The 16,366-nt window shown below is 30.4% G+C and carries 16 protein-coding genes; 3 read left to right on the forward strand and 13 right to left on the reverse strand.

All coding sequences use genetic code 11. The features are described 5' to 3' along the window. Positions 1-663 precede the first annotated feature (663 nt). A complete protein-coding gene (locus J3U20_RS07245) occupies positions 664-1,482 on the reverse strand; it encodes a hypothetical protein (protein WP_160542822.1) in 819 nt (272 codons plus the stop codon). A gap of 38 nt (positions 1,483-1,520) precedes the next feature. Between J3U20_RS07245 and J3U20_RS07250 the strand changes: the two genes are divergently transcribed. Then, a complete protein-coding gene (locus J3U20_RS07250; RefSeq protein ID WP_160542820.1) occupies positions 1,521-1,883 on the forward strand; it encodes a YraN family protein in 363 nt (120 codons plus the stop codon). Here J3U20_RS07250 and J3U20_RS07255 read toward each other — a convergent pair. From J3U20_RS07255 to J3U20_RS07280, 6 genes are all read right to left on the reverse strand, one after another. After that, complete coding sequence (locus J3U20_RS07255) at positions 1,878-2,573, reverse strand: tRNA1(Val) (adenine(37)-N6)-methyltransferase (RefSeq protein WP_160542818.1); 696 nt, start codon at positions 2,571-2,573, stop codon at positions 1,878-1,880. The two genes, J3U20_RS07250 and J3U20_RS07255, sit on opposite strands and share 6 nt — an antisense overlap. After that, a complete protein-coding gene (locus J3U20_RS07260; RefSeq protein WP_220233861.1) occupies positions 2,566-3,978 on the reverse strand; it encodes a sensor histidine kinase in 1,413 nt (470 codons plus the stop codon). The genes J3U20_RS07255 and J3U20_RS07260 overlap by 8 nt, the downstream gene beginning before the upstream one ends. Before the next feature lie 51 nt (positions 3,979-4,029). Then, positions 4,030-5,412 carry a hypothetical protein gene (locus tag J3U20_RS07265; RefSeq protein WP_160542814.1) on the reverse strand — a complete coding sequence of 461 codons (1,383 nt, stop codon included), beginning with the start codon at positions 5,410-5,412 and terminating at the stop codon, positions 4,030-4,032. A gap of 21 nt (positions 5,413-5,433) precedes the next feature. Next, on the reverse strand, positions 5,434-6,585 hold the full coding sequence (locus J3U20_RS07270) for an ATP-binding cassette domain-containing protein (protein ID WP_160542813.1): 1,152 nt from the start codon (positions 6,583-6,585) through the stop codon (positions 5,434-5,436). Positions 6,586-6,927: 342 nt separating this feature from the next. Then, on the reverse strand, positions 6,928-7,347 hold the full coding sequence (locus tag J3U20_RS07275; protein WP_105297141.1) for an SH3 domain-containing protein: 420 nt from the start codon (positions 7,345-7,347) through the stop codon (positions 6,928-6,930). 4 nt (positions 7,348-7,351) lie between these two features. After that, positions 7,352-7,831: a BON domain-containing protein gene (locus tag J3U20_RS07280; protein ID WP_105297142.1), complete on the reverse strand. Its 480-nt coding sequence runs from the start codon at positions 7,829-7,831 to the stop codon at positions 7,352-7,354. Positions 7,832-8,047: 216 nt separating this feature from the next. On the opposite strand from J3U20_RS07280, the gene J3U20_RS07285 reads away from it, so the two are divergent. Beyond that, on the forward strand, positions 8,048-8,947 hold the full coding sequence (locus tag J3U20_RS07285) for a LysR family transcriptional regulator (protein WP_160542811.1): 900 nt from the start codon (positions 8,048-8,050) through the stop codon (positions 8,945-8,947). A gap of 53 nt (positions 8,948-9,000) precedes the next feature. Beyond that, a complete protein-coding gene (locus J3U20_RS07290; protein ID WP_160542809.1) occupies positions 9,001-9,987 on the forward strand; it encodes a YeiH family protein in 987 nt (328 codons plus the stop codon). Here the strand turns inward: J3U20_RS07290 and argH are convergent. From argH to proC, 6 genes are all read right to left on the reverse strand, one after another. Next, on the reverse strand, positions 9,984-11,270 hold the full coding sequence (argH, locus tag J3U20_RS07295; RefSeq protein WP_160542807.1) for an argininosuccinate lyase: 1,287 nt from the start codon (positions 11,268-11,270) through the stop codon (positions 9,984-9,986). The genes J3U20_RS07290 and argH overlap by 4 nt on opposite strands. A 30-nt stretch (positions 11,271-11,300) precedes the next feature. Beyond that, entirely contained in the window at positions 11,301-12,377 is a 1,077-nt protein-coding gene (locus J3U20_RS07300; RefSeq protein WP_160542805.1) for a M20 family metallo-hydrolase, read from the reverse strand. Positions 12,378-12,386: 9 nt separating this feature from the next. Next, positions 12,387-13,169: an acetylglutamate kinase gene (gene argB, locus J3U20_RS07305; protein ID WP_160542803.1), complete on the reverse strand. Its 783-nt coding sequence runs from the start codon at positions 13,167-13,169 to the stop codon at positions 12,387-12,389. Between the two features lie 73 nt (positions 13,170-13,242). Beyond that, the gene (locus tag J3U20_RS07310; protein ID WP_160542802.1) at positions 13,243-14,193 is read right to left on the reverse strand and encodes an N-acetylornithine carbamoyltransferase; all 951 of its coding nucleotides are present in this window, start codon (positions 14,191-14,193) and stop codon (positions 13,243-13,245) included. Positions 14,194-14,215: 22 nt separating this feature from the next. Next, positions 14,216-15,340, reverse strand: coding sequence for an aspartate aminotransferase family protein (locus J3U20_RS07315; protein WP_160542801.1), 1,125 nt, complete (start codon positions 15,338-15,340; stop codon positions 14,216-14,218). A 63-nt stretch (positions 15,341-15,403) separates the two neighbouring features. Next, positions 15,404-16,198, reverse strand: coding sequence for a pyrroline-5-carboxylate reductase (proC, locus tag J3U20_RS07320; protein ID WP_160542799.1), 795 nt, complete (start codon positions 16,196-16,198; stop codon positions 15,404-15,406). Positions 16,199-16,366: the final 168 nt, after the last annotated feature.

A 16,366-nucleotide genomic window follows, 5' to 3' on the forward strand; every position in this document is an offset into this window, starting at 1 on the left:
CCGGAAGAATCAACTATATTTTTAGTCAAATCTTTAGTGTTAAGATTCACCGAATTCTTTTTATCCAAAGGATTCATGGGATTTTAATTTAATTACGTTAAAAAAAATTAATATTTATAAAATATGGGGTAAATATAGTTATTTTATTTTTCAAATACACATAAATAAATATTAATTTATATAATAAATTTATAAAAAATTAAATTTTATTTGTATATGCTGATCATTATTGATAATAAAATAGACTAATTTATAAGCAGAGGTAGCATAAGAAAATTATAATTTTTGAGTACAATAAATATTGTTTAATTGTATTTAGGATAGCAATATTTAGTTAAAAAAAATACCGGGACAGAAAAATATAGGATTACATCGTAGAAGCATAGAGAATATAACTATATAAACAAATTGTGTGGTTATAATATCCAACTTTTTATATGAGAATGTAATTCGCGCTTTTGAGTAAGCAACTTAATATTTTAGATATAAAATGCAAAAAGCTACATTATAAATGTAGCTCATAGGTAATTATATAATCATTTTTAGTGTTAGTTAATGTTATAGATTTGAGAATAATAATTTATGGTTTATTACTTTCAATAATAAATTTTAATTGTATTAAGATTTAAAAGTTTGTGTATTTTTTAAAGGGTAAAATTTGATTTATTTAGCAACTATATAATTGATAATTATTTCTTCTGTGTTGTTAAGAATAATTTTTGTAGGATAATCAGGATGTAAGTCTTTATTATATTCATAATTATAAACAGTTCCCTTATTATCACCGGTAATATTATTAACCAGATTGTAAGTGAAAGGAAAATTTCCTTCGAATGCTGCAAATAACCAATGAGGAGTTTTTACGTTGTTCATCAAGCCTTTTAAGATATCATAAGTATAAATAGTAGTATCAAATTGAATTAAATTTCCGTATATGTCGTATTTGAAAAGATGGGTTTGTACGTCTTTTGGATCTTCTATTTTTAGTAATTTATCGCCCGAAACAGTTAACGTTCTTGTATAAGGTTCAATTTCAGGATATCCGGGAAGAGGATTTGTTTTAAAACTTCTATGCTCAAGTATAATACCGGGTTCTGTATATTCATAAGAATACAAATTAGTTCCTCCGGCATTTTCGGTAGTAACGGTATAAACTTTACCATTACTTTCATTATAAGAGATCATATGAATATTAGTTATCGAATCTGAGATAGACGATTTAATATTTATTAATCTATTTAAATTATCGTATTGCATAGAAGTAGTTACAGTTACTTTGTTCCCCGTATTTTTATCTATTTCAGTTTTTATATATTCTGAAGGTAATAAGCCTTTGTGGTTATCAAATTCATGATTAGGATAGGGTTCAAAATTTTCGTCTCCACAGGAGAAAAAAATAAAGAAACTAAAAAAACTAAAAAATAATAGGGTTGTATTCCTCATACAGGATTTTTTTTCAAATATAGTATATTTGTATTTCATATAAATATAATTTTAATCAATAAACTAAAAAATATAGTGTGGCTTATCATAATGAATTTGGAAAAGAAGCAGAAATGAAAGCATTTTATTATCTTTTAGATATAGGATATGAAATATTAGATAGAAATTGGAAATATGATAAGGCAGAAATTGATATTATTGCTAAAAATGCTTCTGAGTTGGTAATGGTTGAAGTTAAGGCTAGAAACTATACAACTATCATTGACCCCATAGAGGCGGTAACCAGATCAAAAAGAAAATTATTGATTAAAGCAGCAAATGAATATGTGCTTTGTAAAGAAATGGATGTCAATGTAAGGTTCGATATTATTTCCATCATAAAAAAAGATTACAGATGGCAAATTGAACATATAAAAGACGCCTTTACTATGATATTATAAATAGAACTCTGATGTTAATTTTTTATATTCTTCCGACCATATACGACTTTTTTCTTCGATAACAAAGTTTTCAATTATAGGATTTTTATCATCTCTGCTAAGTTCAAGAAAAATTCTTTTAATTTTTCCATTTCTTATTCCTGAAATATATATAATGCGATTGGGAAATAAATTATATCTATTTGATAGTTCAAGTATTTCTTTTTCATTTTCAATAGGAAAAATGTATCCGATTTTTCCGTTTTGAGATAGTAATGATGCCGATTTTTTAATAAGAAGATGATAGTTAAGTTTTATTTGTTGCCTGGCGACAGGGTGTTTACGATGTAATACTTCCGAAATTTTAAAATAAGGAGGGTTACAAATAATATAATCAAATAATATATCACTAAAGAAACGGTCTAAATCGCAATGGATACCTGTGATCCTTTGAGAAAAAGAAGAATTTCTAAAATTTTCCAAGGCCAAAGAATACGCATTGTATTCAGAATCCATGGCTGTAATATGAGAAATGGGATTTCTTTGCGCGCACATTAACGAAAGTACCCCTGTACCGGTACCAATATCAAGAATGTGGGAGGCATTATGTATATCAGCAAAACAACCCAATAATACACTATCTGTACCTACTTTGAATACAGAATTATTTTGAAATATATTAAATTTTTTAAACTTAAAAATATTATTCACCTTTAGGAATTTCAAATTTGAAAATAGTTCCTTTCCCTTCTTCAGACATAAAGGTTATAGACCCATTATATTCTTCAATTAGTTTTTTAATGATAGCTAAACCTAAACCACTTCCACTGGTTTTAGTTGAAAATTGAGGAGTAAAAATTTTGCTTTTTATTTCTTCCGGAATTCCATTTCCGTTATCAATAACAGAAAAATAAACCATTCGTATGTCTTGTCTGATTTTTACAATAATATGGGGAGTTCTTTCTTCCGGTATCGATTGAAAAGCGTTTTTTATTAAATTGGTTAATATACGGTTCAATAAATTAGGATCGATATTTAAAATGACCAATTCATCAAGTGTATCCAGTGAAATTTGTTGAGATGGAAATATTTCTAACGAAATTTTAGCAACTTCAATTACGTTTAACTTTTCATCCTTTTTAACAGGCATTTTTGCAAAGTCCGAAAATGCGCCGGCAATCGAGGCAATAGTATCTATTTGTTGTATTAATGAACGGGTTAATGAATCTAACTTTTCATGAATTTGTGGATCTTCAGGATTAAATCTTAATTGAAAACTTTGAATTTCGAGCCGCATAGGGGTAAGCGGATTTTTGATTTCGTGAGCCACCTGTCTCGCCATTTCCTGCCAAGCATTATCTTTTTCTTTTTTAACCAGTGCATCAGTTTGCTCTCTAAATTTATTCAGCATAATATTGTAAGCTTTAACCAATGGACTCACTTCGTCAATATAATTATATAAAAGAGGTCTATTATGAGTAAGTGCGCCGGTATCCCTAAGCCGATAAGCAATATCTTTAATTTTTCTGGTTAAAGTAAGTGAAAAGAACCATGAGAAAATACCACTTACAATTAATACGATAAGCATGATAACTAAATATCTATATAATAAGGAATAAAAATCTTTTTTTAGAAATGCTTCATCATGTAAAAAAGGAAAATTTATAATTGTAATAGGTTGATAATCATTGTTGTAAATATATCTATATACGGACGTAAAACTTTCTTCTGAATTGGGAAGCTTGTTTATAACCTCTATACGGTCGTTATTTACATTCAGATTTTTTAAAATTTCTTTAGGGACAAATTCAGTCTTAGGATTGGGTAATTTATTTCCTAAAATATATTTTCCATCCAGAGAATAAAAATTTATATCGATATTATTAATATCTGAAATTTCATAAATTTTATTGCCAATTTTATTTTTAACCTCCTCCGGTTTTGTATTTCGATTGGAAATGAGATAATCGAAAGTTTCTATAATTAATTGTTCCTTTCTTTCTAGCCTTTTATTGTTATATTCCTCTGCAATTCTTATATATTGATAAAAAGTTATCAATCCCATGGCAAATATAGTGCTGACCTCAACAAGGATCATCACTAAAAAAATTCGCAAGGATAATGGGAATCTTTTGTACATTTAAAATAAAAAATAGGGTTAATTCTTCTATTCTTCAGGCAAAGCTTTCCAGTTTTTTATTATTTTAGCTACAAAGAATAAAATGATACCTACAAATATAAGATTAATCCAAAAAAAGACGATAGAATGATTAAAAAAGTAAAGATATATAGTACTAATAAAATGGTTCAGATTTTCACTATAAACGGTTTCATTCATTATTATCATAAACGTTGTAAAATAAAGTATAGGCATATAGGGTAGTATCCATAAAATTAAATTTATCAGTACAATTGATTTATTCTTTGCGCTTTTTTTATAGAGTTTAAGTACAACATAAATGCTCATAAATAAGAGTATCAATGTCCAATAAATGGTTATTAAATAAGTGATATTATACTCATTAATTTCAAAAGAAAATAGATGGAATAAAACCGAAATAATTCCGTTAATAAAAATTAGTAATCCAAATGTTATAAATGCGATTAACCAGGCTTTTCCACTTGTTGTACGAAAGGATAATATTGCAATAGATAAACTTAAAGCAATATATAAAATGATTAAAATAAACTCATTGGAAAAATTTCCATTATTATATGCGTCAAACATTTTTTGATAAGCAAAATCGAGTTTTTTAAATTCCACGTAATTTTTTATGTTATCATCATTTTGATTTTTTGTATTGCTAATATAATTTGATTGAGTAACAATATAATTGGGTGGATTATAAACTAATTTCATCCAACTGTTTACAGTAAGATTGGTAGAAAGACTATGTTTTTTTTGAAGATCTAAATATTCCCTAATTAAATTTCTTATGCTATCCTCTTGTTCGGTAATTAACCAATTTTTAACCTGCTCAATCTCCTTATTATATGGATAAAAATTAAGAAGAGATAAGTGCATGGGAGTTGAATCAGGATCTTTTTCTAAAGAATCAATAGTTTTCTCGATAGGATTGAATTGATAATAATTATACGAATCAGGTATTAATATTTGAATTTGATTCAATATTTTTTTAGCTTCATAGATTTGTTGTTTTGAAGCAAAGGCTCTTTCCTTATATGTAATACCCTGATAATAACTGTAAGGATATAATTGATTTCCGATGAGTAAGATAAAAGTCAACAACCATTCCACATATAGAGCATTGGACTGTTTGGGGTAAAAGGACTTAAAGCCATTATTCTTTAAATAAAATACTAACCATATAATGAGAATTAATAAACTAGCTAAAACTGAAATAAGATAGATGACAGTGGTGCTATTTAAATCATAATCCGTTTCATAAAAATTAATAGCTCCGGAAAAATAACCCGTAATAAAGAAAAAAATATTAATAAATAGAACTGTTATACCCATCGGAACAAATTTTGTATTCCATAAAATAGGGTAATTTACTAGCAAACGTTTTTGTGTTTTTGTAAACATGATCACGGATTTTTAAAAGAATTAAATAAAAAATCTACGAGTTGAATCAGATATATTTCTAAAATACTTAATGGGCATCTGATCCTCAATACAAAGAGTTAAAAAATTATTCACCGACGTAGTATCAGGAAAATGCGCAATATAAGAACCTCCATTATATTGTAATTTTAGTAAAGAGATTTTAGATAAAGAAGCATAAATTTTTTCCTGAGGCCATTCCGATTCAAACTCAATAATCAATTCAGGCAATTCTTTTTTATCAGAACTCTCACTTTTTATATTTTTTTGTTCCCCATGTTTTAAGAATAGCACTTGATCGGAATTTTTTTCCACTTCATACAATTGCTGAGAGCTTACAACGATACCCAAAGGTCTGAATGGAGATTTTGCTATTGCTTTAAAATCTTCCAATACCGTTTGTTGAGAAAGAATATCTAAATTAGCTAAAGGCTCATCAATCAGTAAAAGTTTGGGTTTTCTAAGTAACATTCGGGCTAATTCAAATCTCATTTTATATCCCGAAGAAAGATTAGCCCAATTCATTTTCCGATAGTTTCGCAATCCCATTCTGGAGGTAATCAAATCAACCATTAACTCGTTTTCTTCTCCCTTAATATTATAAGAAGAAGCAGTAAATTGAAGATTATCTAATATAGAACCGTACCATATATTCGGCCTTTGAGGAATATAAATCAACTTAGTTCTTAATTCATATCGATCTTTAAAATCCAGCGTATAAGATATATTTCCTTCAGTTGCTTCCAATTCTCCACATAAAAGTCTAAGCAAAGAAGTTTTACCATTTCCATTTTCTCCCACTAAACCAATAATTTCTCCTTCGGAAATTTTTAAGCTTATAGGCCCTAAAGAAAAAGCAGATTTACTATATGATTTTTTAACTTTTTCGGCTTCAAGAAGTTTTTTCGGTTCTGAAATTTCTTTTTTAGAAAGAAATTGATAAAGTTCATTTAAGATGACAGAATATTTTTCCTTTTTTCCTTTTTCGTTGGATTCATTATAATCAACCCATTGAAGTAAATCACTTGTTTTCTTATAAAAAGATATCTCTTCCGTATCTAACGTTAAGTCAATAATTCTCTTTAAAACTAAAGAATAATCGTCAAACTGTAAAAAATGTATAATATCTTGAAATTGCTTTTCGAATAAATTCATTTAATGTATCGGTATTAAAATAATACTAGTTCTCTGTTGATCAAAATTCAAAGGCAATAGTAAATAAAAAATAAAATTATACACAAAAAAATAAAAACAGTTTAAATAAAAATATTAGATAAGATACTAGCAAAAATCAATCCTAAGAATCTATAATTCTATCTAAATTTTATTAGATGCAACAATAAACAAAAAATTTAAATGTTTTTTAAAAAGTCATAGTATCAACAGGTAAAGCAATCTTAAAAAGATATAAATATAATTCCGGTATATTTGATTAGATAAAAAAAGGGCAAGAAAATTAATTCCAGCCCTCTCAAAAAATATTTAAGTATAATAATTTTATATAGCCGTTAAATATTCAGTATTACAATATCCTTCGGTTCCATCTTCAGATCGTATTAAATACCAATCATCGTTATATTTGCTCAGAAAAGTTACCGTAGATTGATGTGCGGCTTTTCCTAAAATAGGTTGATCCGTACCCGGTCCTTTTCTAATATTTAAATTAGAACTTTGAGTGGTTACTTTATATTTTGAAGAAGGAGCATTAGGTGATACATTAATATTTAAAATTAAATCAGCGGATCTAAAATCAGGATCAATTTTATTATAAGCAGCCCACAACTGATCTTTAGACTCTCCATTCGGAACCTCTCCATCAATATAAAGAACATTATTTTGTTCTTTAACAGAAAGATTGGTTGTTCCCAGACTTTTCGCCTTATTTATTAAATCTGCGTATTTATCTTGTAAAGCCATACTTCTATTTTAGTAATAATTTTTGTTCAATTTTTTTAGGTTGCAGCGTATTAATTGCTTGCATAAGTCGAGGCAATTCGCTTCTATTTAATTCACCGTTAAGAGTTACCACACCATCATTTATATCCGCTGTAACACCGGTATACCCTTTTAAAATATCATTTACTTTAGATTTCAATACAGAATCCACGGAAACCACTACATCACCTGATTCTGATTTAACCGTTGCATTATCTTCAACAGATTTAATACCCGGTATTGCTTTAACAGCATTTTCAGTTGATTGTTTAGCGTCATTATCGTTATACTCTCCGGTAAGTGTAGCCACCCCTTTTTTAACATCAATAGTAACTCCTTCAGGAATAACGGATTTTGCCTTGGTAACTAAATCTGAATCTTTAGGCTCATTTTTGCATGATGTCAAAGAAAAGCTCAGCGTACCCATTAATGCAAAAGCCCATAAAATTTTTTTTAATTGTTTCATAATTTGGTTTTTTAGGTCTATTTAAAATTAACATTGTTTAATACCCATCCAAAACAAAAATTATTCCATATATATACATTTACACTTGTGTTGAAAAACAGGATCGAAGGATAAAAGTTAATTTGAATAGGTTCAATTTTTTTCATAAATCAATAATTGTATGATTTAATAAAATATTTATAGTAATTTACTTAGCAAGAAATAATAAAAATTATAATGTCTGATTTCCGATTGAAAATATTTTATGCTGTAGCTAAAAATTTAAGTTTTACCAAAGCTGCCGAGGAATTATATATTTCACAACCTGCTGTGACTAAAAATATAAAGGAGTTGGAATCAGAATATGATTTAACCCTATTTCTTCGAAAAGGAAATAAAATAGAGCTTACCGATGCTGGTAAAATATTATTGATCCATTCAGAAAAAATCATGAATATCTATAAACAAATACGATATGATTTTGATTTACTAAAAGAAAATTTTTCAGGAACTTTTCAGTTAGGAGCAAGTACTACTTTAGGCCAATATTTACTTCCTGCTTTAATGTCTCAATTTCATTCCAAATATCCGAAAATTAAAATGTCTCTTATAACCGCAAATACAGAAGAAATTGAAAAATATCTGATTGAAAAAAAAATTGAGTTAGGAATGGTTGAAGGCAAACCCAAAAATAAGCAACTTAAATACATTCCTTATTTAAAAGATGAAATTGTTGCCATTGCACACACCTCACAGGAAATTTCAAAAATAGAAATTTTGACTTTAGAGGAATTACAAAAAGTACCCCTGGTTTTGAGAGAATTAGGTTCAGGAAGTTTGGATATTATACGAGATGCTTTCCAAGCTGTCAATATACAGCTTAAAGATCTGAACATTGCTATGCATTTAGGAAGTACAGAAGGCATCAAGTCCTACCTTACCCATACCAACAGTATAGGTTTTATATCCATAGCAGCAGTAGCTAAAGATATAAAAAAAGGAGAATTTCAAATAATTGATATAGAGGGTATAAATATAAAACGCTGGTTTTACTTTGTTTATAAGCAAGGAGTTCCCGAAGGAAATTCAGATGTTTTTATAAAATTTGCTACTTCACATTATAACCCATCGTTATAAGGTATAACATTTTTTCATTGGCAGATTTGTATTCAGTAAAGGATATTTGTACAATGAATCAAGCAACAACCAAGAAAAAATTAGTCGCCAATGATCGGGTAAAAAAAATAATTTTTATTCTTTTAGGTTTACTTTGCCTGGTTGTATCTATAGACACCCCTCTAGCGTTATTGTTTGGAATGTTATTTTCCTTTAGTTTTGGTAATCCTTATCCCGCCTTTACTAAAAAAATAACGCGCTATCTTCTTCAACTTTCTGTTATAGGATTGGGATTTGGGATGAATTTAAATACAGCTATTCAAGTTGGTAAAGAAGGATTGTTATTAACGGTTGGATCAATTTTTCTTACCTTATTCATGGGAATATTGATAGGAAAATTTTTTAAAATTGACAGGAAAATAACTTTGTTGATATCATCAGGAACTGCTATATGTGGTGGAAGTGCTATAGCTGCCGTTGCCCCGCTTATCCATGCAGATGAAGAAGAAACCAGCCTGTCGTTAGCGACTATTTTTATTTTAAATTCCATTGCTTTATTTATATTTCCGGCAATCGGACATCTAATACATCTTTCACAAGAACAATTCGGATATTGGTCTGCATTGGCTATACATGATACAAGTTCTGTTGTTGGCGCTGCACAGCACTATGGTTCAAGAGCCTTAGAAATTGCGACGATGGTTAAGCTGGAAAGAGCCTTATGGATCATTCCCTTATCTTTTCTGATTATATTGACTTTTAAAGAAGATAAGGAAAATATACATAAGAAAATAAAACTACCTTACTTTATATTTTTATTTATTGCGGCCATGATAAGTAATACCTATTTACCCCAATACTTTCCTGTATTTAGCACTTTCGATCATGGGTTGGTTATGGCAGCTAAACGAGGACTAACCGTAACCTTATTTTTAATAGGAGCAGGATTAAGTTTGCAAACCTTAAAAAAAATTGGTATAAAACCTTTACTTTTGGGAGTTATCTTATGGACAAGTGTATCTTTTTTAACTTTGATTTTACTCGTATATAGGATGTTTTAATCCAACCAATAATCATCCATTTTCTTTTTAATTTCCTCTAAACACAAATTGTTTATGCTTCCTTCATGCGTATGAGTAGTTTTTTTAGGGGATTGAAACGTTCCCTGTTCCACCTTTTGACCGATTATTTTATAAGCATCACGAAACGGAATTCCCTCTGCTACCAATTCATTAAGAGCATCTACGGTAAATAAATAATCGTATTTAGGATCATCGAGGATATTTTTATTAACTTGTATATCTTGAAGAGAATAATGAGCCATTTCTAAACATGCCTTACAATTTTGTATTCCCGGAATAATTCCTTCTTTTAATAACTGTAAATCTCTATGATATCCACTAGGAAGATTATTGGTTATTAAAGTCAACTCATAAGGTAAAGCTTGTATTTTATTGCATTTTCCTCGTATCAATTCAAAAACATCAGGATTTTTTTTATGAGGCATAATGCTGGAACCTGTTGTCAAATGGGTGGGAAGTGAAAGAAAGTTAAAATTTTGACTTAAATATAAAGTTACATCCATTGCTAACTTGGATAAAGTACCGGCCAAGCTGCTAAGAGCATATGCCGTGCTTTTTTCCGATTTACCTCGACTCATTTGTGCGGCAACGGAATTAAATTTTAATGTTTTAAAATCCAATTCTCGAGTAGTAAACGTTCGATCTATAGGAAAAGAACTACCATATCCCGCTGCTGATCCTAAAGGGTTTTGATCGACTATTTTTAAAGCTGCATTAAGTAAAATTACATCATCAATCAAACTTTCAGCATATGCAGAAAACCACATTCCGAAGGAAGAGGGCATAGCTAATTGAAAATGCGTATATCCGGGCAATAAAATGTTTTTATTTTTTTCTGCAAGAACCAGTAGAAGATCAAAAAGTTTACGAGTTTGATCTTTAATCACTTTTAATTCATCTTTCAGATATAAGTTCATATCAACTAAAACCTGATCATTGCGGGAACGAGCCGTATGAATCTTTTTACCGGCATCGCCCACTTTTTCAGTTAGTAAAAATTCTATTTTAGAATGTACATCTTCAAAATTTTCTTCAATTTTAAACGTATGATTTTCTATATCTGTGAGAATTTCATTTAATGCTTGAAGTAAATCTTTTTTTTCATTTTCCGTAATAAGCCCTACTTGATACAACATTTTAGTTTGAGCTAACGAACCTAACACGTCATATTTAGCTAAAACAATATCTAATTCTCGATCATTACCTACGGTAAATAAATCAATTCTCTGATCAGTCGGTATACCTTTTTCCCAAAGCTTCATTTTTTTAAATTTAATAGTTTCAATTATCTTTTATAAGATCGTTTGATTTAATAATTCTATATACAGAGGAATTGCTTCTACAATTTCCTCCCTAAAAATATATTCATCGGCAGTGTGAGATCGTAAAGAATTTCCCGGCCCCATTTTTAAAGAAGGACATTGTAAGACGGCTTGATCTGAAAGAGTAGGAGACCCATAAGTTTCTCTCCCCAGAGCAATTCCGGATATAACTAACGGATGAGTTTTGGGAATGGAAGAAGATTTAAGTTTCAATGATCGGGGAGTAATTATCACCCTTTCAGAAGATAAATTTTTCTTTACTATTGATAGTATCTCTTCGTTTGTATAACAATCATTCACACGGATATCTACCACCAAGCGACATTCTTCAGGTACAAGATTGTGTTGTTTACCTGCTTCAATTTGAGAAACTGTCATTTTCATAGGTCCTAAAACTTCTGATATTTTTTCAAATGAGAAATTTTTAAACCATTCAATTACCTCAAAAGCATTATAAATGGAATTATCAGGATTATTATGAGCTGCATGACTGGCAGTTCCTTTTACGAGAACGTCTAAAACAAGCAAGCCTTTTTCAGCAATGGCAAGTTGCATTTGAGTAGGTTCACCTATAATAGCACATTCTAATGGTGGCAAGTGAGCCAACACACTGTTTAGACCTTTTTTTCCACTGTTTTCTTCTTCAGCGGAAGCCACCATAATTAAATTATATTTCATATTCTTATGTAAATAAAAATAGGTAAACGTGGCTAAAAGAGACACCAAACATCCTCCGGCATCATTGGAACCTAAACCGAATATTTTACCCTCTTTTTCAATGGCATCAAAAGGATTATGAGTATAGTCTTTGTTAGGAAAAACAGTGTCTTGATGAGAATTCAGCAATAAATAAGGTTTGTTTTCATCCACATATTTATTATATGCCCATATATTATTATTCTCTCTTTCATAAGGAATTGAATGATGTCTGAACCAAGCTTCAATCAATAAAGCGGTATGATGTTCTTCTCCGGAAAATGAGGGCGTTGCAATTAATTTTTTTAACAGATCAATTGCTTCATAAGTTAGTTGTTCAATGGTTTTCATAAGACTTAATTATAAGGTAATACAAGTATGAGAATGATTAAAGTTGTTAATTATTTCAGGGTTAGAAATAATAATATTTTTAACTCCCTGTTTCAGCGCTTCAAAACAATTATCAAGTTTTGGGATCATACCCGAGTGAATAATATTATCCTTTTTTAACTGTTGATATGAACTGTAATCTATAGTTTCAATAATACTATTTTCGTCTTCAATATTTTGTAAAACACCCTTTTTTTCAAAACAATACAATAAAGTGGTTTCATAAAAAGCGGATAGGCCCACAGCCAGAGATTGTGCAATGGAATCAGCATTCGTGTTAAGCAACTGTCCTTTTTTATCGTGGGTAATTGCACAGAATACAGGAATCGTATCGGTATCGAGTAAACATTTAATCCATTCGGAGTTAATTTCAATGATATCCCCTACATATCCATAATCATAGGTGCTATTTTCTCTCCTTTTCGATACAATAGAATTTCCATCGACACCGGTTAGCCCGATAGCAGAGGTTTGTAAACTTTGAAGTTGAGCTACAATTTTTTTATTGCAAAGTCCTGCATACGTCATTATTGCCACATCTAGCATTTCTTCGTTGGTTACTCTTCGTCCTTCAATCATGATCGATTCAACTCCCAATTTACCCGCTAATCTTGTAGCTGCTTTTCCCCCTCCGTGGACTAAAATTTTTGGGGTTTCCAATTTAGAAAAATCTTGTAAAAATTGAGTAAGGACTTTTTGATTATCAATTACATTTCCTCCTATTTTTATAACGGTTAATTTTTTCTTTTCCATATTCAACTTATTGGGTTGTTTGTTAGTAATTAGTTAAATACCTGTTTTTTACCAAAAATCAAATAATTAATATTTATGTGAGCCCTTCCAGTATTCGAGTAAGAATGGTTTGAGCAGAATACGTTCGATTATTTGCTTCAGGTATAACTATCGAGGCATCGCTGTCCAATATATCATCAGTTACAATCATATTTCTTCGTACCGGTAAACAATGCATGAATTTAGCGTGATTTGTCAATTCCATTTGTCTTTTTCCGATGGTCCAATGAGGGTCCTCATTTAATATTTTACCATAATCGTTGTAATTACTCCAATTTTTAGCATATATAAAATCAGCATTTAAAAATGCTTTTTCTTGATTATATTCAATGGGAACACCTTTGGTAATTTCAGGGTTCAATTCGTATCCTTCCGGATGAGTAATAACAAAATCCACCTCCATTTTTTTCATCATTTTCACGAATGAATTGGAAACAGATTGAGGAAGAGCTTTTGGGTGTGGAGCCCAACTCAACACTACTTTAGGACGTTCCGTTTTTTTGTATTCTTCAATGGTCAACGCATCAGCCAAAGCTTGTAGAGGATGTTCTGTAGCCCCTTCTAAACTGATGATCGGAACGGTGGCGTATTTAACGAAAGAAGAAATGACTGTTTCCGCTTCGTCTTTTTCCTTATCTTTTAAAGTGGGAAAGCTTCGAATGGCTATTATATCACAATAAACTGATATAACTTTAGCGGCTTCTTTTATATGTTCGGAAGCAGAACCATCCATTACCGTTCCATCTTCAAATTCTAATGTCCAGCCTTCTGTGTTTAAATTCATAACCATACAATCCATACCCAGATTGCGAGCTGCTTTTTGTGTGCTTAATCGCGTTCTTAAGCTCGGATTAAAAAATAAAAGCCCTAAAGTTTTATTTTTTCCCAAAACTTGGTTGGCTAAAGGAGTAGCTTTAATCTTCTTAGCCAAATTTAACATCTCGTTTAGGTCTGTAATATCATCGACAGAAGTATACTTTTTCATTATTTCTTATTTTATAAGGTTGTTAAAGACAAGACTGTAAACTGTCATAAAGCATATCAATTTCATTTTTGGAAATAGTTAACGGCGGAAGCACACGCAGTAGATTTTTATTATTGGAATTACCCGTAAAAATCTTTTTTTCATAGATTAATTTTTTACGGAGATCTGCGACTTCGAAATCAAATTCTAATCCCAGCATTAATCCTTTACCCTTAATTTTCTTAATTTTCGATAGTGAAGAAAATTTTTTAATGAAATATTCATATTGTTTTTGAACATTGCTTAAAATATCTTCATCCTCCATAACTTCTAAAACCGCTAATGCTGCGGCACAAGCGAGATGATTTCCGCCAAAAGTAGTTCCTAATAATCCAAAAGAAGAAGTAAATTCAGGAGAAATTAAGATCCCCCCGATAGGAAATCCGTTTCCCATCCCTTTCGCTACCGATATAATATCTGCTTTGATTCCATGATATTGATGGGCAAAAAATTTACCGGATCGTCCATATCCACATTGAATTTCATCCAGAATTAGAACTACCTTATTATTTTTACAAACTTTTTCCAATTCCCGAAAAAATTCAGTGCTTCCTTCATCCAATCCACCCACTCCTTGAATAGCTTCAATAATTACGGAAGATACACCCCCTTTAGCAATCTCTTTTTTAACACTTTTAATGTCGTTTAATTTGCAAAATACCACTTCCTGTTGAGCGTTGATAGGAGCAATAATTTTTGGATTATCGGTCACGGCAACCGCTGCGGAAGTACGCCCGTGGAAACTGTTCTTAAAGGCTAAAACTTTTGATTTTCCGGTATGAAAAGAGGCTAATTTTAAAGCATTTTCATTGGCTTCAGCTCCTGAATTGCAGAGGAATAACGAATAGTCGGGATATCCGCAAATTTGAGGTAATAAATTACCCAGTTTTTCCTGAACAGGATTTATAATTGAATTGGAATAAAAACCGATGGAATTGATTTGTTCGGTTAAATGTTTGATATACGTCGGATGCGAATGACCGATGGAAATAACCCCATGCCCACCATAAAAGTCAAGGTAAGCATCTCCTTTTTCATCCCATACGGTACAACCTGATGCTTTAACAGGGGTTACAGAGTAGATAGGATATACATCGAATAGACTCATATTAGTATCCTTTATAAATTTTTATTATTGTTTTTTTGTGGTATTCATGTGAAACTTTACTATTTATTTCTTAGTCAGCTGATTGATTTTAGTATAGGAAGCTAAAAGCCCTTTAATAATGGCAGAGTTAACTCCTTGATGATCCATTTCATTAATTCCGGCTATGGTGCATCCGCCCGGAGTTGTAACCTTATCAATTTCTTGCTCGGGATGACTTTTTTTAGACTCAATTAATTGTGCCGCTCCCATACAAGTTTGAGTAATCATGGATAGAGCTTCTTGCGGTTCCAGTCCCATTTCTATAGCTCCCAACATATGTGCACGAATGATCCTCAGCCAAAAAGCTATACCGCTGGAACAAATAATTGTTGCCGCTTGCATTTGCTCTTCAGGAATTTCTACAGCATGTCCCAGTTGATTAAAGATTTCCAACGCGATATTGATTCGATCCTTTCCTTTTTTATTGGAACAAAGACAGGTCATGGATTTATTCACCGATATAGCGGTATTAGGCATGGCCTTAATAATTGGAAAATGATTGCCTATGATTTCTTCTAGTTTACTTAAATCAAATCCGGCAACTACTGATAGTAAAGTATGATGTTCCGTAAATAAATGCCGGCATTCTTGTAAAACATTGGTTAAGACATTAGGCTGAACCGCAAACAATATAATCTCTGAATTTTTAATTGCCTCTTTATTGTCTGAGGTAAGAATTATATTTTGTTTATTTTCCAGTTCATGTAAGGTTTTAATATTTCGCTTAGTAATATATAATGATTCAGCAAAATTGCTGTTAATAATTCCTTTTGCGATTGCCAGTCCTAAATTTCCGGCTCCAATAATTGCTATTTTCATATTATAATTTTGTACTAATTATATAATTTTTATTATTCATTAAAATCAGTAATTTATCCTTTTTTTAGTTAACATCTCTAAAAGAACCATAAGAACTTTCTAAATAAACTAAGGAAACTGATATTGTATTTTTAGTTTTTCTAGTTAATCATATTAAGAGGAAATAGT

It is taken from the genome of Apibacter sp. B3919 (assembly GCF_026537405.1).
Lineage (GTDB): Bacteria > Bacteroidota > Bacteroidia > Flavobacteriales > Weeksellaceae > Apibacter.